Genomic DNA, 25013 nt, shown 5'->3' on the forward strand with positions numbered 1-25013 from the left:
TAGATGCTTACAGGTATGAGTCCGATCTCAGATTAGCGCTAGTAAGGGTTTTAAAGTGATTTTAAGGTTGTATTTTAAGATTTAATATAATTTACATAATAATATATTGGGTTTAAGTACGTTGATAACGAATACTTATAAAAAGGAATTATTAATTTTACCCAACAAAAAAACCACGACATTTAAAAATGCGTGGTTTTTTTATATAAATAAAGTAGTTAATTATATATTCTCTGCGTCTCTAAGACCTTGAATATAACTAGCTTTTTGTATTTGTCTTCTGTTTTTTACAGATGGCTTAGTAAAGTATTGCTTCTCTCTTAAGTTTTGCATAACTTTTACGTTTCTGTGCTTACGTTTGTAACGTTTTAGAGCACGTTCTATATTTTCGCCTTCTTTTATTTCAATTCTTAACATATCTAAATTTTAAATCTGGTGCAAATATCTATTAAATTAAAATATAATTCAAATTAATATTGCATTTTTTTACTATTTAATATCTAAAAAAGTCTATTTAGTTTATCCTAAATAGGTTTTTAATATCTTACTCTTAGAAGTTTGACGTAAACGTCTGATTCCTTTTTCTCTAATTTGTCTTACACGCTCACGTGTTAAATCAAAAGTACGACCTATTTCGTCTAGCGTCATTGCTGGTTGATCACTTAAACCAAAGTTAAGTCTAATAACATCACTTTCTCTAGGTGTTAAAGTTTCTAAAGCTCTGTCAATCTCAGTATTTAATGACTCACGCATTAACTGTGTATCTGGATTTGGAGAGTCGTTAGAGCTAACTAAGTCATATAAGCTATAATCTTCACCTTCTTTTAAAGGTGCATCCATAGAGACGTGTCTACTAGAAATCTTCATGGATTGCTTTACATCACTTATAGTTAGGTCAAGCTCTTTTGCGATTTCTGAAGCGCTAGGAGGTCTTTGATTAACTTGCTCTAGATGAGAGGTTACTTTTCTAATTTTATTTATAGATCCAATTTTATTTAATGGTAATCTTACAATTCTAGATTGTTCTGCTAAAGCAGAAAGAATTGCTTGTCTGATCCACCAAACAGCATAAGATATAAATTTAAATCCTCTAGTTTCATCAAAACGCTTGGCAGCTTTTACAAGTCCAGCATTACCTTCATTAATTAAATCTGGTAGTGTTAATCCTTGGTTTTGATATTGTTTTGCAACAGAAACTACAAAACGTAAGTTAGCAGTGGTAAGTAAATCTAAAGATTTTTGACAGCCTTCTCTAATTTTTTGAGCTAACTCGACCTCTTCCTCTGCTGTAATCATGGGAAGTTTGCTAATGTCTTGTAAGTATTTGTCTAGTGATTTAGATTCGCGGTTGGTAACTTGCTTGGTAATTTTTAATTGCCTCATTCAGTCCAAATTGTTTTAAAGTTATACCTACAATCTAACATTATTTTTGACATTTCCTAATTATTAACAATTTCTTTTTAGGAAATAGCCCAAACGACTAAAATTCATTAAAAAAACATATAAAAACGACTATTAAATGTTAAAGTTTTAAAATACTATTACTTATCCTTTTTGCCAAACAAGCCTTTTATAGCATCTTTTACTTGGTCTTTAGGCTTGTCATTTGTAGTTTTGGTTGTGTCTTTTGGCGTATTATTTCCATTTAGTATGTTTCCTAAAACATCCTTAACACCACCATTACTTTGTGTATTAGTGCTGTCTTTAGGTTTGTTTCCGCCTAATATGTTACCAACAACATCAGTAAGTTTGTCTTTACCTTTATTAATAAGTTTTTGTTTTTCTATTTCAATTAATTGTGAGGTTAGGTTTTTTACACCACTGGTTAAGTCTGTAGTTACTTGTGGTTTTAAAGTGTTTCCAGAAATGGTTGCAGTTACAGGTATTTTAATATCATTTACAGCTGCATCGTTTATTCTGTTTATTAAATTATTGACTTCTGTACCTAGATATTTTGCTGGTACATCTAATACAACTTGATAATTCATCGTGTTACTAAACGTGTGTGATCCACCAACAGTCATTTTAATATCTTTATATTTTATATCAAAAGGATTAACGCTAACCTGACCATCATTAAAGGAGAGTTTTGTTTTTAAATCTTTTAAATCTAATTTGCTGAAATCTAAAAAGTTTAATTTACTTTCTAATAACGAAAACAATTGTTTGTTTTTAGGTTCTATTTTGGTTGTTAACAGCTCTGCTAAAGCGTTTCCTGATATCGAGTTTAAAAGTGGTGTGAAGTCTTCGCCTAATGTACCAGATAGATTAATTGAGCTATTTAGTTTTCCTTGTAAAGCTTTAGTTATTGGAGCTAATGCTTGTAATAAATTTAAGTCATTAAATGATTGTGCGATGTCAAAGTTTTTTGCACCAACATTCATATTAAAAGTAGGTTTTGCTGTTTTGGTGTCTATTAGTCCTTCTAGGCTTAAATTACCATTAAATATACTAGAGGTTACATTGTTTAATTGTGCAGTCTCATCTGCGATTTTAAGACTTCCTTTAACATCTTTTAATATTAAGTTATCATAATACACAGTTTTTGCATCTGCAATAATTGTACAATCTAAAAATGCTGGAATTTTTAAAGCAGTAGCAGGTTCTGTACTTTGATTGATAGGAGCTTCACTGCCTCCTTCAACCATAAAATCGCTAATTTTAAAAACATTAGACTTAACATTAAAGTTTCCTTCTAGTTTTTTATCACTTAATAAAAAGCCAAGTAAATTATTAATACTTCCAGTTGCATTTAGGTCTGATTGACCTGTTGTAGCTATAAAATTATCTAAAGTAATAGTACCTGGATTAAAATTTATGGAAGCTTTAGAGATGTTAATTGGATTTACAATATCTGCAGACGAAAACACAAAATCCGATAGACTAACGCTTCCGTTGTTTTTAATGCGTTCATAGGCATTAGTTTCAATAGCATTCATATCAAAACTAGTATTTAGTTTTGCTTTTAAAATTCCTTTTAATTCATTTTCTAACTCAATTGGATACGCTTTTGTTAAGTTAGCTAAGTTTAAAACACCATCTAAATTAGCATTAACTAGCATGTTTTTGGTTAAATTTTTAATAGTGGCCGAACTCTTAAATTGATCTTGGTCTATTTTAAAATTTAATGTATTAATGTTAACATAAGTATCATCTACGATTCCGTTATCATTTTTAATTTCTACGTTTATATTAATGTTTTCTACACGTTTTGGTAGTTCGGCAAATTTAAAAGAGGCATTGTCTGATAGTATATTAATATCTAAAGTCGGAATGGTAGTCTCAGTAGACTGACCTTTAATTATTCCATTTATTTTAAAGTTACCACTAGTATCAACATTGTCTAAGTTTTTAGCATAAGTTTTTGGTATAACAGCTAAAAAATCTTTAAACGTAGATCCTGGATTTTCAAATGAAATATCAATATCCTGACCAGCTTCTATTAATTGTACATAGCCTTTAAACTCTAATGGTAAATCATTAATTAAAGCTTTGTTTTCTTTAAAAGTATATTTGCTATTTGTTAAATCTAAATCTATTAAGGCATCTAGTTTTAAACTGTTGTTGCTTAAAAATTCCGTGCCATCCATACTAAAGGTTACGTTGGCTTCTGTTTTAGTGTCTAATTCAGATACATCACCAGAGAAGGTTCCGTTTCCGGAATGATTTAAATTGGTAATTTTAAATATAGTGTTGTTAGTTTCATCTAAATAATTAAACGCACTGTTGGATATACTGTAGTTTTCTATATCAAAAACAAACCCATCACTACTTGAATTGTTATCTGTTGTTGGTGTGTCAGATGTTTTTGTAATATCCCAATTTACAGCACCATCTTTATTAGTCTTTAAATTTACAAATGCATTATCAATTGCTATTGAGTTGATAATTATAGGCTCTTCGGTAGCATTTTTAAAAAGCTCTTTAATAGACATGTCTAACGATAAGATTTGGACTTTAGCTAAAGTATCGTTTTCAAAAGGAGCCACATTGGTTATTGTTAAATTGTCTAAAGTAACGTTAGCCTGCGGAAAGCTTCGTATAAAACTTAAGTCTACATCATCAAAAGTGACTTTGGCATTTACGCTTTCATTAATATAATTTCTAACCATATCCTTTATTTGACTCTGGAAAATAAAAGGACTTGCAATTAATAAGGCTACAAGAATTAGTAATGATATACCTGCGATTTTTAGCTTCTTTTTCATTAAATGATGTTGTTTAATCTTTTTTCTATCTACGTATAGATTAAGTAAATAGTTGTTTAAACAAAAGTATTTAATAAAAGTTTAGCATTTGTTAAAGTAGTTGTAATTCTTCGTTTTGCTTAAGTTTAAAGCGTTTTTTAAATAAGTAAACACCTAAGTATAAAAAGGGCGTGTCAAACACTGCAATTATAACTTTAAATATAAAACCGCTAATTAGTAAACCTGCAAATCGGTCCCAACTAATCTCACCAAAAGCGCATAATAAAAACAGTACAGAAAAGGTGTCAACAAACTGCGATAAAAAAGTCGAAAAGTTATTACGTAGCCACAAATGCTTGCCTTTAGTGATGCGTTTCCAAAAATGATAAATCTGGATGTCTACTAATTGTGCTAATAAATAAGCCATCATGCTAGCAAAAACAGCAATCATAGTATTGCCAAATACAGTAGTAAATAGGCTGTCATTAACAGGTGACCAGCTTGTTGCAGAAACAGCATTAGCGGTAAAGACTATTAATAATGAAAAAAACGAAGCAAATATTCCGCCAATAACTACTTGATTAGCACGTTTTTTACCGTAAATCTCACTTATTAAATCTGTGATTAAAAAGGTGATTGGATAAGGTAAAATGCCAACGGAAACTTCAAATAATTTTGAACCAAAAATTTCAATGTCAAAAGGATACCAATAAAAAAATTTTTGAAAAATAAGATTAGATACCACTAACGAGGTTATAAAAAGCGCACCTAGAAGTAGATAGATTTTTTGAGCAAGCAATTTGTCTTTTAAGGTCATAAAAACTTATTAACAGATTTGATAAAGATAAGCACTAAGTGAATTTCTTTTAGTTATTTTGCTGAAGAAATTATGCAGGAGATTAAAACAGTATACATAGCATTAGGAAGTAATAAAGGCGATAAGTTTAAAAACTTACAAAACGCTGTAGACGCTGTGTTTGCAGAAGTTGGGACTATTGTAAGTATAGCAAAAGTGTATCAAAGTAAAGCCTTTGGGTTTGAAGGTGATGATTTTTTAAATACATGTATTGCTGTAAAAACAACGCTTAAACCTAAAAAGGTGTTGAGTGTATTGATGCAAATTGAAAAAAAATTAGGACGTACTCCAAAGCAAACAGAAGGGTATGAGTCAAGGATAATAGATTTAGATATTATATTTTTTGAAGATGAAATTATTGAAGATAAAAATTTAATAATTCCGCATCCCGAAGCTCATAAACGTCGTTTTGTATTGGAGCCTTTACAGCTAATTGCAGGCAGTTTTATCCATCCAGAACTAAAACAATCTGTTGACGATTTGTTAGCTATTTGTGAGGATACTAATGAATTAGAACAAATTAAAATTTGGTTGAAAAACCCAAATAAACAATTTGACTTTTCTAAACATAATTATATTGCTATTGAAGGTAATATTGGAGCAGGTAAAACCAGTTTGTCTACACAAATAGCTTCAGATTTTAATGCTAAGTTAGTGTTAGAGCGTTTTGCAGATAACCCTTTTTTGCCAAAATTTTATAAAGAACCGCAACGTTACGCCTTTACTTTAGAAATGTCTTTTCTTGCAGATCGTTACCAGCAAATAACAGACGACTTAGGGCAATTAGATTTGTTTAAAGATTTTATTGTTAGCGATTATGATGTTTTTAAATCTTTGATTTTTTCTAAAATCACACTGCAACCAGACGAGTTTAAGCTGTATCGTAAACTGTTTTACTTGATGTACAAAGACATTGCAAAACCAGATTTGTATGTCTATTTATATCAAAATACAGAGCGTCTTCAGGCTAATATAAAAAAACGTGGTCGTAAGTATGAAAGCGAAATTGAAGATGATTATCTAGAAAAAATTAATGCAGGTTATTTGGAGTTTTTGAAAAGTCAAACCGAATTTAATGTCAAAATTATTGACATCTCAGATAAAGATTTTGTTAAACATAGGTCAGATTATTTATGGTTATTAAAACAAATATGTAATGATGACGCCTAAAATTATAACATCCAATGCAATTTTGGTAATTGGTTTAAAAGATAACTTGACCTTTATTACTAATGCACAAGGAACTGGTGATTTAGCACGTCAGTTTATGCCAAGACTTGATCAAATCAAAAATCGTTGTGGTACTCAAAAATTATCTATTCAGGTTTATCACGATTTTGATTATGCTAAAATGACTCCAAATACAACTTTTGAAAAATGGGTTGGAGTAGAGGTATCTAATTTTGATACTGTGCCTCAAAATATGGCTACGTTAATAATAAAAAAAGGACTGTATGCTGTGTTTAATTATAAGGGTAAACCAGATGGTTTTTTTAAGGTATGGCAATATATACACACGACTTGGTTGCCTGAGTCTGGTTACAGCTTAGACGATAGACCGCATTTTGAAAAACTCCCAGAAGATTATCATCCTTCAAATCCTGAAGTTGAAGAGCAAATCTGGGTTCCTATTATTTAATCCTCACTTGGTTAAAGTAACGCTTCTTCTTTTTAGTTGCATTTTTATTTTCTACGCTTTAGTATTTATTTCGTTGATTTTGTGTAATTTGATTGGCAATCAATCAATCAATCAATCAATTAGAATGAAATATAATCTAAGGTTCGTATTTGTTTTTATTACGCAACTTGCATTCGCGCAAAGTAATACTTTCGATTCTGTTATTACAGCCTTGCAAAAAGACCAATTGCTTTTTGAAAAAGTGTATGTGCATACTAATAAAACAAGCTATTCTGCTGAAGATGTTATTTGGTTTAAAGCCTATGTTTCGGACGCTTATAATAAGCCTTCTGCACAAACGTCAGTGTTATACGTAAGTTTGTTTACTGATAATGGTGTGCTTATAGACACTAAAAATGTCTTAATCACAAATGGTGTTGGTGTTGGACAATTTCAGTTTTATCAAGATTTACCAGAAGGTTTTTACTTTATCCAAGCCAATACCAATTACATGAAAAACTTTGGAGAGACTAATACGTTTGTTTCTAAGGTTTTTATAAAAGGAAATATCCCAAAACCTAAAACAAACACATTAAAGCATACAGTATACGACGTTCAGGTGTTTCCGGAAGGCGGTTACCTTTTAGAGGATGTGAACAATACATTAGGGTTAAAGGCATTGGTAAATGGTAAAAGCAGTACATTTAGTGGACGCATTTTAGATTCAAATAAAAAAGAAATTACCACATTTAATGAGGATCATTTAGGGATGGGTCGTGTAAGGTTTAATTATAAACCTTCAGAATCTTATGTAGCCGAGTTTTTTATAAAAGACACTATTATAAAAGTTATGATTCCTGAAGCAAATAAAAAAGGAGTTTCAATAATGGTTAATACGTCAAATAAACATATTGTTAGTGTAAAACTTCAATCTAATCGCGCAACTGTAAAAACCAATCATCCTAAGTACACGTTATTATTTCATCAAAAAAATAAAATATTTGATTTTGTTCAGTTAACAATTCAAGACAGTCTACCTGTAGTTTTAGAGTTGAATAAAAAGTCTTTATTTAATGGCGTAAATACCGTTACTGTTTTTGAAAATAATAATCCAATTTTGGAACGACAGTTTTTTATTGATAAACCTGAAAAATATTCAGCAATTGAAATTAAAAAATTAAATGTTCTTCAAGATTCTATTATATATCAACTTAAATTAAACGATTTAAATGTAAAAAGTAACTTAAGTATTTCAGTACTTAAAGCAGATACAGATTATAAACCATATACGACAATACAAAGTGCTTATTTGTTATCACCTTATGTTAAAGGCTACGTGGAAAATCCAGCAACATATTTTAATCAAAACACTAAAGATAATACTAGAAAGGTTGATTTGTTGTTATTAACCCAAGGTTGGTCGCAGTATACGACTAAAGCGTTTGTGGATTATAACAATCCTAAATATAGTTATGATTTTGAATCTGGTTTTAGTCTAACAGGTACAGTAAGTCCGTTAAAGTCAAATAATTTAGTGTTACTTTCGGATGATAATCAAATTGTGGCTAAAACGTATTTAAATAATAAACTTAATTTTCAATTTAAAAATTTAATAGCGTACAAAGGGGATTCAATAAAAATAGGTTTTATTCGCAATGGTCAACAATTAGTCAAGCCTCTTAACATGTATTTTGATAGCATTCCAAAGCTAACAAATAGTTTAAATAGTTTTTATTACAATAAAAATAATGGAGCGCTTTTAATGGTAGATGATTTTTATAAAATAAAGCACGAAAATAATGTTTTGGATTATGTATATACTAACTCAACTTACTTGGATACAATAAAGCTTAAATCTAGTAAAGCGCATAAGATGAGGTTAGATAGTAGGGCTTTTATGAAAAAATATAGAGAATACGAAGACAGTATAATGTTTTATGACCCAATGGAGATTCCGGAACAATATTATAATAAAAATCTAACTTTATTTGAATATTTAAAAGCAGCGGAAGGTGCTAGTTTGGTTAGTTGGAGAGGTGTGGAAACTTATCTTGTAGCCAGAGGTTTGGAGGCATTTTTAAAAGTGGATGGTAAAGGGATGGATACTTATAGCTTGCCTAGTGCATTGCAAATGAGGATGGAAGATATTAGTGATATAGCTTTTAGAAGAGAATCAAAAATCACCATTTTTCATGTGTTTACTACAGCAAATTATAAAAATAATATAACGGAATTATTCAGAAAACATTTTTTTGAATCAGGATTTGATAAAGCAAAAACGTATTATACTCCCAAATATATTAATACTTCAGATAATTTAGAGCAAGAGGTGGATTGGAAGCCAATAGTTGTTACCGATAGCAAAGGGCAATCGGTTTTTAAAATAATCAATGGTCCAGAAACAAATTATTTGCTTTCCATACAAGGGTTTTCCGATAATGGTGATTTAATTAGCGAAATAAAGTTTTTAAACGATATACTAGTTGAATAATTGAAATTTAAACTTATAAGGCTTTTAGTTTAGAGTAAATATCCCAAGTCACAACACCACAACTTACACTAATATTAAGCGAGTGTTTGGTCCCAAACTGAGGGATTTCAATAACAACATCGCTTGCGTTGACTACATCTTGAGCAACACCTTTGACTTCGTTTCCAAAAACCAAAGCATATTTTTTATTAGTTTCGACTTTAAAGTCATCTAACATAGTGGCATTTTCAGCTTGCTCAATAGCACAAATAGTGACATTTTCAGATTTAAGTTTTTCAACTAAATCTAAAGTGTTTTCAATATGTTCCCAAGCTACAGTATCTGTACTGCCTAGAGCTGTTTTGTGTATGTCTTTATGTGGTGGTGTTGCAGTGATTCCGCATAAGTATATTTTTTCAACTAAAAAAGCATCACTAGTTCTAAACACACTACCAATATTATTTAAACTTCTAATGTTGTCTAAAACAATAATTATTGGTGTTTTTTCTGCAGATTTAAAGTCGTTTACACTCAATCGGTCTAATTCGCTGTTTTTTAGTTTTCTCATCAAAATAATTGTGAATAATTATCAATAACTAAACTTAAATAGACTTCTTAAAAAATCAATATTTAGTTACATTGCAAACTTAATAAAAACGTATATCCTTTGGCAACAAAAAGCAAAAAAGTCACTCCGTTAATGAAGCAATACAATGCAATCAAGGCTAAGTATCCTGATGCAATGTTATTATTTAGAGTTGGGGATTTTTACGAAACCTTTGGCGAAGATGCTATAAAGGCAGCAGGTATTTTAGGTATTACTTTAACTAAACGAGGCGCAGGAAGTGATAGCGAGACAGAGCTGGCAGGTTTTCCGCATCACTCTATAAATACCTATTTGCCTAAATTAGTAAAATCAGGAGAGCGTGTAGCTATTTGTGACCAATTAGAGGACCCTAAGCAAACCAAAAATATCGTTAAGCGTGGTGTTACAGAATTAGTAACGCCAGGAGTTGCATTAAATGATGAGGTGTTACAATCCAAAACAAATAACTTTTTATGTTCAGTTTACTTTGGTAAGGTTAACATTGGGATTTCGTTTTTGGATATTTCAACAGGAGAGTTTTTAACCTCACAAGGAAATCAAGAATATATAGATAAGCTACTTCAAAATTTTAGTCCAAGTGAAGTTTTAGTAGCAAAACCAAAGCGTAATACATTTACAGATCATTTCGGAGCAGATTTTCACACGTTTAATCTTGAAGATTGGGTCTATCAATCAGATTATGCAAATGAGACGTTGTTAAAACATTTTGATACTAAGTCCTTAAAAGGATTTGGAGTTGAAAATTTAAATGAAGGTATTATAGCTTCAGGTTCTATACTTCATTATTTAGCCGAAACACAGCACAATAAACTAGAACATATCTCTTCAATTTCTCGTATAGCAGAGGATGACTATGTATGGATGGACCGTTTTACCATCCGAAACCTAGAACTTTACAACTCTACAAACAATAATGCAGTTACCTTACTAAATATTATTGATAAAACCATTTCTCCAATGGGAGGACGATTGCTTAAACGTTGGCTAGCATTGCCTTTAAAGCAAATAGATCAAATCAAGCAACGTCACGAAGTCGTATCTTATTTAAAAACAGATGGTGTTGTATTGGACAAGATTCAGCATCATATAAAATTAATAGGCGATTTAGAGCGATTAATATCTAAAATAGCAACACAAAAGGTTAGTCCTCGGGAAGTAATTCAACTTAAAAATTCTTTAGAAGCTATAATACCTATTAAAGAGTTGTCATCTAATTGCGATAATGAGTCCCTTAAAGTTATAGGAGATAATTTGCAAAGTTGTAATGTGCTTCGTGAAAAAATTAAAGAAACTTTAAACGAAGAAGCACCAGTTAATATCCTAAAAGGAAGCTCCATAGCTGCTGGATTTTCATCCGAATTAGATGAGCTTAGAGCATTGTCTACTTCAGGAAAAGATTATTTAGATAAAATGTTACAACGCGAAAGTGAGCGTACAGGGATTACATCTCTTAAAATAGCATCTAATAATGTTTTTGGATATTATATAGAAGTAAGAAACACACATAAAGATAAAGTTCCGGAAGAGTGGATCCGTAAACAAACGTTGGTAAACGCAGAACGTTATATTACTGAAGAACTTAAAGAATACGAATCCAAAATTCTAGGAGCAGAAGAACGCATCATGGCAATCGAGCAAAAGTTATTTGCAGACTTGGTACAATGGATGAATCAGTATATAAAACCAGTACAGCAAAATGCGTATTTAATAGCCAAAATAGATTGTTTATGTGGTTTTGCACAATTAGCATCAGATAATAATTATGTATATCCAGCATTAGATGACTCGCATGATTTAGATATTATTGATGGTCGTCACCCAGTTATTGAAAAACAACTGCCAATTGATCAGCCCTATATTACTAATAATGTATTTTTAGATAGAGATGCACAGCAAATAATAATGATTACTGGACCAAACATGTCAGGTAAATCAGCAATCTTACGTCAAACAGCATTAATAGTATTATTAGCTCAAATAGGTAGTTTTGTGCCTGCAAAAGAGGCTAGAATAGGTGTTGTCGATAAAATATTTACACGTGTAGGTGCAAGTGATAACATATCAATGGGAGAATCTACTTTTATGGTAGAGATGAATGAAACAGCATCTATCTTAAATAATATCTCAGATCGTAGTTTAGTCTTGTTAGATGAAATTGGAAGAGGAACAAGTACCTATGACGGAATCTCTATTGCTTGGGCTATTAGTGAGTATTTACACGAGCATCCAGCAAAACCTAAAACGTTATTTGCAACCCACTATCATGAGTTAAATGAAATGACAGAGACCTTTGAGCGTATTAAAAACTTTAATGTCTCTGTAAAGGAGTTAAAAGACAATGTGCTATTTCTGCGTAAGCTTGTCCAAGGTGGTAGCGAACATAGTTTTGGTATACACGTAGCAAAAATGGCTGGAATGCCACAACAAGTGCTAAGACGCGCTAATCAGATCTTGAAAAAACTAGAAAAAAGTCATTCAAGCGAAGAATTGACAGATAAAGTAAAATCGATGCAAGATGAAATGCAATTAAGCTTCTTTAATTTGGACGATCCATTGCTTGAAAATATAAAAGAAGAGATCTTACATATCGATATTGACACCTTAACACCTGTTGAAGCTTTAATGAAGCTAAATGAGATCAAACGTATGTTGGTGAAAAAGAAGCAAGTATAAATTTTTTTAATTTTTTTTTAAAAAAAGCTTTGTACTTTGTATAAAAGTACTAAATTTGCAACCGCAATACGATATTGCACGTTCATTTAAAGACTGCGAAAGTAGCTCAGGGGTAGAGCATCACCTTGCCAAGGTGGGGGTCGCGGGTTCAAATCCCGTCTTTCGCTCTGAGAATTTTCCTTAAAATATTCCTTCGCTCGGGTGGTGGAATTGGTAGACACGTTGGACTTAAAATCCAATGTCCATTAGGACGTACGGGTTCAAGTCCCGTCCCGAGTACTAGACCTCTTGTTAATCTTATGATTTTCAAGAGGTTTTTTCATTTATAAAAGTTGAAACAAAGTCCGTTTAAAACAAAAAAACCTTATCAATTGATAAGGTTTTTTAAATTTAGTAAGTATTTAAAAAAAAGAATTAATCTTTTTTCAAGTCATCAGATACCTCATTAACAGCATCTTTAACAGATTCTCCTGCTTCCTTAGTTTCATTTACAGCGTTATCTATTGCTTTTCCTGTAGCTTCAAATCCATCTTCAACAGCTTCACCAGTCTCTTCAGCAGCATTCTCAATAGCGTCCCCTGCTTGTTCTGCGTTATTTTTATCCTCTTCTCTACAAGATGTAAAAGTTATTGCTGATACAAGAACAGCACTTAATAGTAATTTTTTCATTAGTTATTGTTTTTTGTGTTTAATATGTTATCAAACATAATACTTAAATTAGTAAATAAAGAATTACGGTTTTGGTACATAGTACTTTATTTACGTATATACTGCATGATTTGGATTATAGCTCCTATATTTTTTTTAATAAAATCTTCGTTTTGTTTACCGGTAGTTAATCTTAAATCTGTATCGCTTATTAAACTATTTAATACAGTGCTTAATTCTGCAAAATTAGAAATTGATTGGACGCCTTTATTTTTAATCATATCAAACGCTTCTGGAAATTTTTGATAGTTTTTTCCAATAATTATAGGGATTCCAAATACTGCAGGTTCTAGTATATTATGTAATCCAGTGTTGCCCATTGCACCACCTACATAAGCTATATCTGCATAGCTATATGTTTTGCTTAGCAAACCAATGGTGTCTAAAACAAAAACGTCATATTGTTTTAAATCCTGTTTTTCTTTTTTGGAAAATAAAACAGTAGGCTTAATTAAGCCTGACTGGATATTCTCTATTTGTTTAGGCTTAATATTATGCGGAGCAATTATAAATTTAACAGGTGTACCACTATAGTTATTAATAAATTCAATTATTAACGACTCGTCTTCTGGCCATGAGCTTCCAATAACGATACATAGTTTATTGTTTTTAAACGCGTTAATAAACTCTAAATTATTATCTATGTTTAATTGGTTTGATACACGATCAAATCGTGTGTCACCAGAGATGGTTACATTTTTATAATTTATAGATTCTAAAAGTTTCTTAGAGGTTTCATTTTGAGTAAATATGTGTTCAAAAGCAAATAAAGCCTCTCTAGTTTGACTGCCATACCATTTAAAAAAAGATTGATCTTTTCTAAATACAGCGGAAATTAATATGGCTTTAAGGTTTTTATTTTTTAATTCATTTAAATAATTAGGCCATATTTCATACTTAACAAATACGGTTAATTCAGGATTAACAAGACTAATAAAACGCTTGGCATTCTGTTTTGTGTCTAACGGTAAGTAAACTACAATGTCCGCAAAGGGAGCGTTTTTTCTTATTTCGTAACCTGATGGTGAAAAAAAAGAGAGTATAATTTTATGATTTGGATAATCTTTTCTTAATTCTGTAAAGATGGGTAAACCTTGCTCATATTCGCCTAAAGACGCACAATGAAACCATAATGTTTTTGACTTCTTGCGTAATAATTGATTTAGTTTAGTAAAAGTTGTCGCACGACCATTAACCCCTAATTTAAGTTTATTATTAAACAAACTTAAAAGTTTTAAAACAACAGAAGTAAGTTGTATTGCTATATTATAAAGTAAATTCACGTATCTATTTTTGCTAAAATAAACAATTCATTGCTTAGCGTTTGGTATTTTTGTAAATTCGATAATTATAAATTAAAAGTAAAGCTAAGCTTCTTAAGCTAGTTTACCATATATACAGACATGAAAAAAATACAAATGGTTGATCTTAAAGGTCAATACGCAGCTATAAAGGATGTTGTAGATTCTTCAATTCAGGAAATAATTGACAATACAACTTTTGTTAATGGACCTAAAGTACACGAGTTTCAAAAAAACTTAGAAAACTACTTAGGTGTAAAACATGTCATTCCTTGTGCAAACGGGACAGATGCGTTACAAATAGCAATGATGGGATTAGGTTTAGAGCAAGGTGATGAAGTTATAACTGCAGACTTTACCTTTGCAGCAACCGTTGAGGTAATAGCTTTATTAAAGCTAACTCCAGTTTTAGTAGATGTAGATCCAGAAACTTTTAATATAGATATAGACGCTGTTAAAAAAGCCATTACGCCAAAAACCAAAGCGATTGTACCTGTCCACTTATTTGGTCAGTGTGCCAATATGGAAGCATTAATGGATTTAGCAAAACAGCATAATTTATATATAATAGAGGATAATGCACAAGGTATTGGTGCAGACTATACCTATTCTGATGGTACTAAAGCAAAATCAGGAACCATTGGTCATGTTGCATCAACCTCTTTTTTTCCATCTAAAAATTTAGGGTGTTATGGAGATGGAGGAGCAATATTTACTAACGATGATGATTTAGCACACACCATTAGAGGGATTGTAAATCACGGAATGTATGAGCGTTATCACCACGACGTAGTAGGTGTAAACTCGCGTTTAGACTCAATACAAGCAGCAGTCTTAGATGCAAAATTACCTAAATTAGATAGCTACAATAATGCACGACGTAATGCAGCTAGAAAATATAACGCAGCATTTAAAGACATAAAAAACATTATTACACCAAAAACCGTAAATGGATGCGAAGGTATTTGTGATACCTGTAACTGTCACGTGTTTCATCAATATACATTAAAAGTTAAAAATGTAGACAGAGACGCTTTGGTAAAGCATCTAAACGATAACGGAATCCCATGTGGTGTATATTACCCAATACCATTGCACGCGCAAAAAGCATATCGCGATAAAAGGTATAACGAGGCCGATTTTAAAGTTACCAATCAATTAATAAAAGAAGTGATTTCATTGCCAATGCATACCGAGTTGGAAGATGATCAAATAGATTTTATAACAAAAACTATTAAAGATTTTATAGCAAACAATTAGGACGTTACCACAAGGGTCGGGCTATCCACTAAAATCTTTTTTTGCCATATATGGCAGCAAAAAAAGGATACCGTTTCTATCCCTAACGCACGCATAAGCAAATGAAGATACTAGTTACAGGAGGTTTAGGCTTTATAGGGTCGCACACAGTTGTTCAGCTTCAAAATAGTGGATATCAAGTCGTAATTATAGATAATCTCTCTAATGCCTCACTAGAGGTGTTAGAAGGTATTGTATCTATTACAGGACAACCACCAATTTTTGAAAAACTTGATTTAAAAAGTAAGGTAGCAGTACAAGCCTTTTTTAAAACGCATCAAGACATACAAGGCGTTATTCATTTTGCTGCAAGTAAAGCAGTAGGAGAGAGTGTGGTTAATCCATTAATGTATTATGAGAACAACGTAAACACTTTAGTGTATGTATTACAAGAGTTAACAAAATTAAAAGTGTCTAACTTTATTTTTAGTTCCTCATGTACCGTTTATGGTCAGGCAGATAGTATGCCAATATCTGAAACAGCACCAATAAAAGAAGCCCAATCACCTTACGGTAATACTAAACAAATTGGAGAAGAAATTATAAAGGATGCTTGTCAAGTATATCCTAATTTACAAAGTATAGCATTACGATATTTTAATCCCATTGGAGCGCATAAGTCTGCAAAAATAGGAGAGTTGCCCATTGGTGTCCCTCAAAATCTAATACCATACATTACACAAACAGCAATAGGTAAACGTGATCAGTTATCCGTGTTTGGTAATGACTATCCAACAAAAGACGGAACCTGTGTTAGAGATTATATACATGTTGTTGATACAGCTAAAGCACACGTTGTTGCTTTACAAAGATTATTAAATAATGAAAACCAATCCAATTTTGAAGTGTTTAATATTGGTACAGGACAAGGGAGTACAGTGCTAGATGTGATTAAAACTTTTGAAAAAGTATCTAATATAAAGCTAAATTATAATATAGTAGACAGACGACTAGGAGATGTAGTAACTGCATACGCAGACACATCTAAAGCAAATAAAATTTTAGGTTGGCAGGCAGAATATGATTTAGAGGATGCTATTTTATCCGCTTGGAATTGGCAAAAGACCTTAAAAAAGGATTAACAAATCCTAAATTAGATAGTATATTGACTGATAATCTCTTAATTTTTGCGTCTTATTTTTAGAGATTTCATATTAATATTCTGATTAACAATATTTTAGTTATTTAAATTCGTAGTTGGTAATTATTCTGTTTTACTTTGTACGCTAATGCAAATGACAAAATAATGAAATTGATTACAGTAAAACGTCGGACAAGACAAGAAAACAGATTTGCTCCTAAAATGGGACGACTAAATGCCAAAGTAACTTATATTAAAAAACAAGTGCTAGGCATACCAGTTAAAACGCTTCATAAATATCGTGAAACGTATTACGGAGAAGTAAAAGATTGCAGAGATTGTAATTTAGCAAGATAAATAAAAAAGCCTCGATTCAAATCGAGGCTTTTTTTTATACTTTTTTATTTTTAAAACTGCCTACAATTAAGCAACCCATACCAACCATAACAGAGACATCTGCCAGATTAAATATACCAGTTCTAAATACGCCTCCTAAATCGATATGTAAAAAATCGGTAACAGACCCATAAACAACTCGGTCATAAACATTAGCTATTCCACCACCAATAATGCAGCAAAACCCGACTAAGGTCATTGTATTAATTGTTTTATCTTTAATAATGTGTCTTAACACCAATGCTAAAACAATAATTGGTAGGATTAACAATAAAGCAATTCTAAGGGTAGGACTAAAGTCACTTCCCATACCTAAAAAGGCACCTTTATTTTCTACATTATGAAGTGTAAAATATTGTCCAAAAATTTCAGTTTCAGATCCAGCAATAACATCAGCTCTAACAATAAATTTAGAGACTTGATCTAAAATAATATTAAAAACAATTAAACCAAGTATTAGTATGTTTCTACTACTCATCCGTTTTAGTTTCTAAAGTTGCAGATTCGGTTTGCGCTTCTCTATCTATTTTTTTAACTAACCCTTGAAGTACTTTTCCTGGACCTACTTCAGTAAATAAAGTAGCACCATCTTTAATCATTTGTTGTACAGATTGTGTCCAACGTACTGGAGCAGTTAATTGAGATATTAAATTTGCTTTTATTTCGTTTTCATCTGTAATTGCTGTTGCAGTTACATTTTGGTAAATAGGACAATTTGGTTTGCTAAATGTTGTATTTTCAATAGCAGCAGCTAATTCTTCTCTTGCAGGTTCCATCATTGGAGAATGGAATGCGCCACCAACAGGTAGCATTAAAGCACGTTTTGCACCAGCTTCTTTTAACGCTTCGCAAGCACGTTCTACAGCACTAACTTCTCCAGAGATTACTAATTGTCCAGGACAATTATAGTTTGCTGCAACAACAACACCATCTATTTGCGCGCAAACATCTTCTACAACTTTATCCTCAAGACCTAAAACAGCAGCCATAGTACTTGGTTGTAACTCGCATGCTTTTTGCATAGCTTGAGCACGTTGCGATACTAATTTTAAACCATCCTCAAAGCTTAAAGCTCCAGCAGCTACTAATGCCGAGAATTCTCCTAGACTATGTCCTGCAACCATTTCTGGTTTAAAACTATCACCTAAAGTTTTAGCTAAGATTACAGAGTGTAAAAATATAGCAGGTTGCGTAACCTTGGTTTCTTTTAGTTGGTCTGCAGTACCTTCAAACATAACATCTGTAATGTTAAAACCTAATATGGCATTAGCATCTTCAAATAAATGTTGTGCTTCAGGTGAGTTTTCGTATAAATCAAGACCCATTCCTGTAAATTGGGCACCTTGACCTGGAAATATATATGCTTTCATTGCTTTCTTATTTAAGTAGCGAAAATAAGAATAATATCTGTATATGTAGCATGTCAGATATTAAGATTTACTTAAGGTTTAACCTTAGTAATTAAGGTTGTATCGCTATTAATGACTATAATTAAAGTCTAATTAAATTAAAGGTTTCCTGTTGCAGCTTCTGCACAACGCTCACCATCCATAGCAGCACTAATAATTCCGCCAGCATATCCACCACCTTCACCACATGGAAATAAATTTGTGATTTCTGGATGTGCTAAATTTTCAGTTCTTGGTATACTAACAGGAGATGAGGTACGTGATTCTACACCAATTATATTAGCTTCTTCAGTATAATAACCTTTCATTTTATCACCAAAAGCTTTAAAGCCTTTTCTTAAAGACGCTCCAATTAATTTAGGAAATAAACTATGTAGTGGTGCACTTTTTAAACCTGGTTGATAAGACGTTTCATTTAAAGTATTAGATAGCTTTCCTTCTACAAAATCGGTCATGCGTTGTGCTGGTGCAACTTGGCTGCGTCCTCCTGAAGTAAAGGCTAGTTTTTCTAAATCCTTTTGAAATTCTAAAGCTTTTAAAGCTCCAAATTGTTCGTATTTTTTAAGATCACGTTCTGCATTAATTTCTACAACTATTCCAGAATTTGCAAATTTATTATTTCGTCTAGAAGGTGACATTCCGTTAACAACAACTTCTCCGTTGGCTGTTGCTGCAGGTACTATAAATCCTCCTGGACACATGCAAAAACTGTAAACACCACGACCGTTAACTTGTTGCACCAAACTATAGGATGCTGCAGGTAATAATTCTGGTCTTGGTCCTTCACAGTGGTATTGTATGCTGTCTATAATATGTTGTGGATGTTCTGCTCTGACACCCATTGCAAAAGATTTTGCTTCGATTGCAATATTTTTATCGTGTAATAATTGAAAAATATCACGAGCAGAATGTCCTGTGGCTAAAATTACTTTGTCTGTAATTAACTCTTCTCCATTTTGAAGTTGAATAGCTTCAATTTTGTTATTCTTTATTGAAAAATCAGTAACACGAGTGTTAAAATGAATTTCGCCACCAAATTTTATTATGTTTTCTCTTATGTTTTGAACCACTTTAGGAAGTTTATTGGTCCCAATATGTGGATGGGCATCAACCAAAATTTGATCTGTTGCACCATGATATACAAGGTTTTCAAAAATACGACGTACATCACCTCGCTTTAAGCTTCGTGTATATAATTTACCATCACTATAGGTTCCTGCTCCACCTTCTCCAAAACAATAATTAGAATCTTCATTTACAAAATGGTCTTGATTAATTGCTTTTAGGTCACGACGTCTGTCTTTTACATTGGCACCACGCTCTAAAACAATTGGTTTAAACCCTAATTCTATACAGCGCAAAGCTGCCCACATACCAGCTGGACCAAATCCAATAATATGAATTGGTTTTGCTTTAGATACATCTTTATAGTTAAACGTATAATCTGAAGTTTCTGGAACAGGCTCTTTAATGTAAACTGATACTTTGTAATTTAAAATTATTTTAGGTTTTCTAGCATCAATTGATTTTCTTAATACTTTAATACCAGTTATGTCATCTCTAGACATGGATAACCATTCTGCGGATTTTTTAATTAAAATATCAGGAATCTCTTCTTCTTTTAAAGAAACACGAAGTTGAATGTCTTTTACCATGTTGCAAAATTAACAAAAATTAAAAGATAAGATTCAAGTATTTTAATTTATGATGCTATATTAATCCACCATTAGCACCAATGACTTGTCCTGATATCCATTTAGAATCGTCACTAGCTAAAAACAGGACTACTTTAGCAATGTCAATTGGTTTTGCTAATCTATTAAAAGCATTCATGCTGCTTAATTTATCAATAAACTCTTGAGATTTTCCATTTAAAAATAAATCCGTTTCAGTAGCTCCAGGTGCAATTGCGTTTACAGATATACCACGCCCAATTTCTTTTGAAAAAACTCTAGTCATTTGTTCAACTGCTGCTTTGGAAGCAGAATATAATGCATATGTTGGAAACATTAATTTGACAGTGCTTGATGATACATTTATTATAATACCATTATCTGCCAATTTAGCATCTGCTTCTTGTAAGGTATTAAATACACCCTTAACGTTTACATCAAATTGCTTTGTAAAATCATCTTGACTGTTGTCCTTTATTTTTTTAGAAATCATAACCCCAGCATTATTAATTAAAACATCAATTTTGCCATAATGTGATAAGGTTTGATCAAATAAATTAATGACATCTTTTTTGTTACTAACGTCTGCTTTTATAGCTATAGCATTACCACCATTGTCTATTATACTTTTAACTGTAGCCTCTGCGTCTGCTTTGCTATTGGAATGATTTACAACTATATTTGCTCCATTTTTTGCCAATAATTCAGCTATTTCTTTTCCAATTCCTCTAGAAGAACCGGTTACAATAATTACTTTGTTTTGTAATGTCATAGTATTTAGTTTTAAGTGTTGTGTTTATTTTAAAGCTATTAATTGCTCAGTAATTAAAGCTAAATTTGATGCTACTATTTCTGGTTTATCTGCTAACGGATATAATTGTGCACCAGGTCTGCTAATAAATGCGCCTCTCCAATTAGCCCATAATGCACCTGCGATATCCCATCCATGCGCAGCAACTAAGAGGCATTCTTCAGGTTTAATTTTCATTTTTCTTGCTGCCCAGATATAGGTGTCGGTGTGTGGCTTAAATTTGCCAATATCCTCTACACTTAATCTTTCGTCAAAATATTCTAATAAACCTGAGTTTTTAAATTGTGTTTCCACACCTTTATTAGACGAGTTGGTAAATGATACTAGTTTGTAACCTGCATCTTTTAGCTTTTGTAAGCTAGCTTTTACTTCAGTATGTGCTGGCAATGATCTAATAGGACCTAAAATAGCTTCCTTTGCATCCGCTTCACTTAATGTTATATCATTATTTGCTGCTACCATTTGTAATGCTGCTGCACCTATAATACCAAAGTCATTATATTGGTTACCAACTGTACTTACCAAAGAATATTGTAACATGGTAGTAAACCATAGTGGTAATAAATCTTTCCTACCACCTAGTATTTTGCCAACATTATCTTTCATTGCTGTTAGGTCTAATAATGTTTCATTAACATCAAAAAACAAGACCTTAGGTCGAGTTGTAATAATATTATTAGGTTTTGTGTTATCAGTTGAGGTACTAAAAGCTAAATGCGGTGCTATTATACTAGCTAATGCAGCTTTTTTGATAAAATCTCTTCTTTTGTTTAGTTCTTTCTTCATATTATAATTATTTAAAACATTCTAATCGGTATGTTTTTGTTTAAAAAAAAATTACACTTTTATTTGCTGAAGGTATAGTGATAAACCTGTAATGTACTCGTCTAGAATAGCATCATTATCATATAGTTTTCTTATACCACGAATTCCTTCAAATGCACTTATTAAATAGACAGCAATAGCATTACTTGATAGTTTAGGATTAATTGTATTTTCGGATTGACCTCTTTCAATTAATTTAATTAGCGCAGTTTTCCAAGTATCTATTATGCGTCTTAAAGCTAATTGATATGCTATTTCTAAATCTCCAACTTCATTTATAAAATTATTCATTGGACACCCATGTTGCTTATCGTAAACCGGAAAAGATTTTAATCGGTCTAAAAAAGTTGTTTCTAAAATCTGAATAGCATTTCCGGATTGATGTAAAGGGTCAATCATTCCTGTAACTACTCTTTTTTGAACCTTTAAACTAATGACCGCTAGACCAAGTTCTTTTTTGTTTTTATAATGATGATAAAATGCACCTTTAGTTAACTTGGTTGCTTTCATTATTTTATCCACGCTAGTTGTTTTAAACCCATTTTCGTAAAATAGTTTAAAAGAGGTGTCTAGAATAACCTGTTTAGTAAGGTCAGATTTTTGATTTTGCAACATATAGCAAATGTATACCTAAAAGATACTAGTTGGTATGTTTTTGGTGTTAAACTTAAATTAAATGTAAAATAAAAGTTTATTGTTGATGAAATTTAAATTGAATTACTTTTTTTGATAGGTTAAAAATGAAAATTCAAAATCATGATTTTCATCTTTTTTATGAAAGGTGTTAGCGGTTTCTTTCCATTTTGTCATGTCAATTTCAGGAAAAAAGGTGTCTGCATCAAAATTAGAATGTACACGAGTTAATTCAATTTTGGATGCATAAGGCATGGCTAGTTTATAAATTTCTCCTCCACCAATTATAAAGGGTTGCGAATCATTTTTAGCTAAGTTAATTGCTTCTTCTATACTACCAACAACTATAACACCTTCAGGTGCTTTATAATTAGATTGCCTAGATATTACTATATGAGTACGATTTGGTAGTGGCTTTGGAAAGCTCTCAAACGTTTTGCGACCCATAATAATATAGTGACCAGAAGTTAAGGCTTTAAAACGTTTTAAATCGTCGCGTAAATGCCATATTAGGTCGTTGTTTTTACCAATTTCATTATTTTCGCCAGCAGCAACAATCATGGTTAGATTGTTTACAGCTTTAGTTTGTTGTTTATTAAAAACTTCGCTTTTAGCAATGGTTAGATCTTCTTTTTCAACTTGTAGTTTAAGTTTTTCTATTCTAACGTTTTGTTTATTTACAAGTTTGGCTAACTGTTGATCTTCCCATGCTTTCCCCATAAATTTAGAGGTTACAAACACATTAAATACATGATATAAAAAGATAAATAACCAAGCCATTATGGCAAATACAAACCAATTAATGTCAAAAAACTTAGTGTCTTTGCCAATGCCTAAAACTGTATTAGCAACTATTAAAAAAACTGCTCCAATTAAGAAAATTACAAAATGAACGTATAATCGCTTTTTTTGCTTAATCCTGCGTTGTGCATTTTTTATTAATTCTAACTGTTCTTTATCTATTTGCGGTTTTTCTTTTTTCTTTAATCCAAACATAGCTAACTATTATAATGTAAAGTTAATGATTTTATGATATTTGATTTTGTAAATTTTAAACGAAATCGATTTAGTTTGATTGTCAGTTGTTTACAGTTGTTTTTGTGCTGATATTATTAACAATTTAGTACACTTAATTTAATGAAAATGATGATTTTAAGCGTTAATTTTAATAATCTCATAAAAGTTTAAAATTAATTAATTTTTATGTTGATGACTGAAAAAATCTTATCTAATTTTAAAGCTTTAAAACATTAATATTATGGCTATTAAGAAACAATTTTTGAAAAGTAAACCAATTTGTAAAGTCACTTTTACTGTTCCAGCAGCAGGAGCAAAGGAAGTTACTGTTGCAGGTAATTGGAATGAATGGAATACTGCAGCCGAACCATTAAAAAAGTTAAAAAACGGAACATTTAAAGGGACTGTAAATCTAGAAGCTGGTCAGGCTTACGAGTTTAAATATGTTGTTGATGGACAATGGGAAAACGAAGTCGAGGCAGACGCTTATGTATGGAGTGATTATGCAGCCACAGATAATAGTGTTATAAAGTTATAAGGCTTTAAAATGCTAAAATTGGTCAACAGTTATTCCTTTCTTTTTTTACGTTTAAGCCTTTTACGTTCTTTTCTTTGAGCAGCTGTTTCTGCAATATTAAAGGTTATTGGTAAACCGTAAGGAACGTTTACTGCCTTACCTTTTTGCATTCCTGGTGATTCTAGCTGAGGTAAAAGTTTTATTACTCTTCTGGCTTCTTTTTCTAAAGCAGGATGTGGCGCTCTGGTTAGGATGTTTACAACTTTGGCTTCTTTGTCTATCTTAAAACCAACATATATTCTTATAACTCCAGAAGGCAAATTAAGTGTAGATGCTAAGTTAGTATTAAAATTTTGTAGCACATGTCTGCTAATAGCATTGCTCATACATTTTCTTGCTGCTTCTTGGGGTAAACTAGGAGCGCAACCTGGATATACAGGAACTTGTTCTACTAGAGAAAACGGAACATCTTTAGGTATGTAGTTTTTTATTGGTATAATGGTACTATCTGCTCTATTAATTTTAAAACCCAAGAGTAAGTTTTTATAATCTGCAACTCCATTATCATATTTGTCTAATACAGGTAAAACTTTAGGAAAACTATCCTCAAGATAATTTAATTCATTTTTTAAACTGTCCATATAAATATGAAATCCAGACATTTTTTTTATTAAATCTCCTTCTTCGTTAAAAAATAAATTGGCAGATATGTCTAGTGTATCTTTTTTTGAATAATGGATTATTTTAGTTTTTATACTTTTTGTTAATGAAGAATCTATGAATTGTAAAACCTTATCTTCAAAACATAACTCTAAATCCTCTGCACTCTGGCAACCAGGAAATATTGCTTTTTCGCGATTATATTCAGGTTTAGATTGGCTAAATGCAAAACTTGAAAATAAAAATAAACATATATAGATATATTTCATTTG

23 protein-coding genes and 2 tRNA genes are annotated in these 25013 nt (G+C 31.5%); 10 read left to right on the forward strand and 15 right to left on the reverse strand.

All coding sequences use genetic code 11. The features are described from left to right. Positions 1-222: 222 nt before the first annotated feature. From rpsU to B2989_RS00765, 4 genes are all read right to left on the reverse strand, one after another. On the reverse strand, positions 223-417 hold the full coding sequence (gene rpsU / locus B2989_RS00750) for a 30S ribosomal protein S21 (protein ID WP_028283445.1): 195 nt from the start codon (positions 415-417) through the stop codon (positions 223-225). A gap of 102 nt (positions 418-519) precedes the next feature. Next, on the reverse strand, positions 520-1383 hold the full coding sequence (locus B2989_RS00755) for a sigma-70 family RNA polymerase sigma factor (RefSeq protein ID WP_145003481.1): 864 nt from the start codon (positions 1381-1383) through the stop codon (positions 520-522). Positions 1384-1541: 158 nt separating this feature from the next. After that, a complete protein-coding gene (locus B2989_RS00760) occupies positions 1542-4208 on the reverse strand; it encodes an AsmA-like C-terminal region-containing protein (RefSeq protein ID WP_292942659.1) in 2667 nt (888 codons plus the stop codon). A gap of 91 nt (positions 4209-4299) precedes the next feature. Further along, the gene (locus B2989_RS00765; RefSeq protein WP_292942662.1) at positions 4300-5004 is read right to left on the reverse strand and encodes a queuosine precursor transporter; all 705 of its coding nucleotides are present in this window, start codon (positions 5002-5004) and stop codon (positions 4300-4302) included. A 72-nt stretch (positions 5005-5076) separates the two neighbouring features. Here B2989_RS00765 and folK point away from each other — a divergent pair, with 72 nt between their 5' ends. The 3 genes from folK to B2989_RS00780 all read left to right on the forward strand — a co-directional run bounded on the left by folK (position 5077) and on the right by B2989_RS00780 (position 9152). Then, positions 5077-6213, forward strand: a complete 1137-nt coding sequence (folK, locus tag B2989_RS00770; protein WP_292942665.1) for a 2-amino-4-hydroxy-6-hydroxymethyldihydropteridine diphosphokinase — start codon at positions 5077-5079, stop codon at positions 6211-6213. Then, positions 6200-6682 (forward strand): GyrI-like domain-containing protein, encoded by a 483-nt coding sequence (locus B2989_RS00775; protein WP_292942668.1) that lies wholly within the window; start codon positions 6200-6202, stop codon positions 6680-6682. The genes folK and B2989_RS00775 overlap by 14 nt, the downstream gene beginning before the upstream one ends. Before the next feature lie 124 nt (positions 6683-6806). Continuing rightward, the gene (locus tag B2989_RS00780) at positions 6807-9152 is read left to right on the forward strand and encodes a hypothetical protein (RefSeq protein ID WP_292942671.1); all 2346 of its coding nucleotides are present in this window, start codon (positions 6807-6809) and stop codon (positions 9150-9152) included. 13 nt (positions 9153-9165) lie between these two features. On the opposite strand, the gene B2989_RS00785 is transcribed toward B2989_RS00780, so the two are convergent. Beyond that, a complete protein-coding gene (locus B2989_RS00785) occupies positions 9166-9699 on the reverse strand; it encodes an RNA methyltransferase (protein WP_292942674.1) in 534 nt (177 codons plus the stop codon). A gap of 99 nt (positions 9700-9798) precedes the next feature. Here B2989_RS00785 and mutS point away from each other — a divergent pair, with 99 nt between their 5' ends. The 3 genes from mutS to B2989_RS00800 all read left to right on the forward strand — a co-directional run bounded on the left by mutS (position 9799) and on the right by B2989_RS00800 (position 12690). Further along, entirely contained in the window at positions 9799-12411 is a 2613-nt protein-coding gene (gene mutS / locus B2989_RS00790) for a DNA mismatch repair protein MutS (protein ID WP_292942677.1), read from the forward strand. A 95-nt stretch (positions 12412-12506) separates the two neighbouring features. After that, positions 12507-12578: transfer RNA gene (locus B2989_RS00795), tRNA-Gly, on the forward strand. Positions 12579-12606: 28 nt separating this feature from the next. Beyond that, positions 12607-12690 (forward strand) — tRNA-Leu (locus B2989_RS00800). 135 nt (positions 12691-12825) lie between these two features. On the opposite strand, the gene B2989_RS00805 is transcribed toward B2989_RS00800, so the two are convergent. Both B2989_RS00805 and B2989_RS00810 read right to left on the reverse strand, forming a co-directional pair. After that, a complete protein-coding gene (locus tag B2989_RS00805; protein WP_292942680.1) occupies positions 12826-13080 on the reverse strand; it encodes a hypothetical protein in 255 nt (84 codons plus the stop codon). Between the two features lie 86 nt (positions 13081-13166). Beyond that, positions 13167-14402 carry a 3-deoxy-D-manno-octulosonic acid transferase gene (locus B2989_RS00810; RefSeq protein ID WP_292942683.1) on the reverse strand — a complete coding sequence of 412 codons (1236 nt, stop codon included), beginning with the start codon at positions 14400-14402 and terminating at the stop codon, positions 13167-13169. A gap of 120 nt (positions 14403-14522) precedes the next feature. On the opposite strand from B2989_RS00810, the gene B2989_RS00815 reads away from it, so the two are divergent. From B2989_RS00815 to B2989_RS00825, 3 genes are all read left to right on the forward strand, one after another. Then, positions 14523-15680, forward strand: a complete 1158-nt coding sequence (locus B2989_RS00815) for a DegT/DnrJ/EryC1/StrS family aminotransferase (protein WP_292942686.1) — start codon at positions 14523-14525, stop codon at positions 15678-15680. Between the two features lie 101 nt (positions 15681-15781). Beyond that, positions 15782-16801, forward strand: coding sequence for a UDP-glucose 4-epimerase GalE (gene galE / locus B2989_RS00820; RefSeq protein ID WP_292942689.1), 1020 nt, complete (start codon positions 15782-15784; stop codon positions 16799-16801). A gap of 164 nt (positions 16802-16965) precedes the next feature. Next, positions 16966-17157 carry a hypothetical protein gene (locus B2989_RS00825; RefSeq protein WP_292942692.1) on the forward strand — a complete coding sequence of 64 codons (192 nt, stop codon included), beginning with the start codon at positions 16966-16968 and terminating at the stop codon, positions 17155-17157. Between the two features lie 34 nt (positions 17158-17191). Here B2989_RS00825 and lspA read toward each other — a convergent pair whose 3' ends face one another. From lspA to B2989_RS00860, 7 genes are all read right to left on the reverse strand, one after another. After that, the gene (gene lspA / locus B2989_RS00830; protein ID WP_292942695.1) at positions 17192-17674 is read right to left on the reverse strand and encodes a signal peptidase II; all 483 of its coding nucleotides are present in this window, start codon (positions 17672-17674) and stop codon (positions 17192-17194) included. Beyond that, positions 17667-18566: an ACP S-malonyltransferase gene (gene fabD, locus B2989_RS00835; RefSeq protein WP_292942698.1), complete on the reverse strand. Its 900-nt coding sequence runs from the start codon at positions 18564-18566 to the stop codon at positions 17667-17669. The genes lspA and fabD overlap by 8 nt, the downstream gene beginning before the upstream one ends. 137 nt (positions 18567-18703) lie before the next feature. Beyond that, positions 18704-20260 (reverse strand): NAD(P)/FAD-dependent oxidoreductase, encoded by a 1557-nt coding sequence (locus B2989_RS00840; RefSeq protein ID WP_292942701.1) that lies wholly within the window; start codon positions 20258-20260, stop codon positions 18704-18706. Positions 20261-20315: 55 nt separating this feature from the next. Beyond that, positions 20316-21050 carry an SDR family oxidoreductase gene (locus tag B2989_RS00845; protein ID WP_292942704.1) on the reverse strand — a complete coding sequence of 245 codons (735 nt, stop codon included), beginning with the start codon at positions 21048-21050 and terminating at the stop codon, positions 20316-20318. A gap of 24 nt (positions 21051-21074) precedes the next feature. Then, positions 21075-21875 carry a haloacid dehalogenase type II gene (locus tag B2989_RS00850; RefSeq protein WP_292942707.1) on the reverse strand — a complete coding sequence of 267 codons (801 nt, stop codon included), beginning with the start codon at positions 21873-21875 and terminating at the stop codon, positions 21075-21077. Positions 21876-21926: 51 nt separating this feature from the next. Further along, positions 21927-22529, reverse strand: a complete 603-nt coding sequence (locus B2989_RS00855; protein WP_292942709.1) for a TetR/AcrR family transcriptional regulator — start codon at positions 22527-22529, stop codon at positions 21927-21929. A gap of 102 nt (positions 22530-22631) precedes the next feature. Beyond that, positions 22632-23543, reverse strand: a complete 912-nt coding sequence (locus B2989_RS00860; RefSeq protein ID WP_292942711.1) for a dihydrofolate reductase — start codon at positions 23541-23543, stop codon at positions 22632-22634. A 262-nt stretch (positions 23544-23805) separates the two neighbouring features. On the opposite strand from B2989_RS00860, the gene B2989_RS00865 reads away from it, so the two are divergent. Then, positions 23806-24102: an isoamylase early set domain-containing protein gene (locus B2989_RS00865; RefSeq protein WP_292942713.1), complete on the forward strand. Its 297-nt coding sequence runs from the start codon at positions 23806-23808 to the stop codon at positions 24100-24102. Between the two features lie 29 nt (positions 24103-24131). Here B2989_RS00865 and B2989_RS00870 read toward each other — a convergent pair whose 3' ends face one another. Beyond that, complete coding sequence (locus B2989_RS00870) at positions 24132-25010, reverse strand: hypothetical protein (protein WP_292942716.1); 879 nt, start codon at positions 25008-25010, stop codon at positions 24132-24134. Positions 25011-25013 lie beyond the last annotated feature (3 nt).

The sequence above is a fragment of the Olleya sp. UBA1516 genome, from assembly GCF_002323495.1.
Taxonomy (GTDB): domain Bacteria; phylum Bacteroidota; class Bacteroidia; order Flavobacteriales; family Flavobacteriaceae; genus Olleya.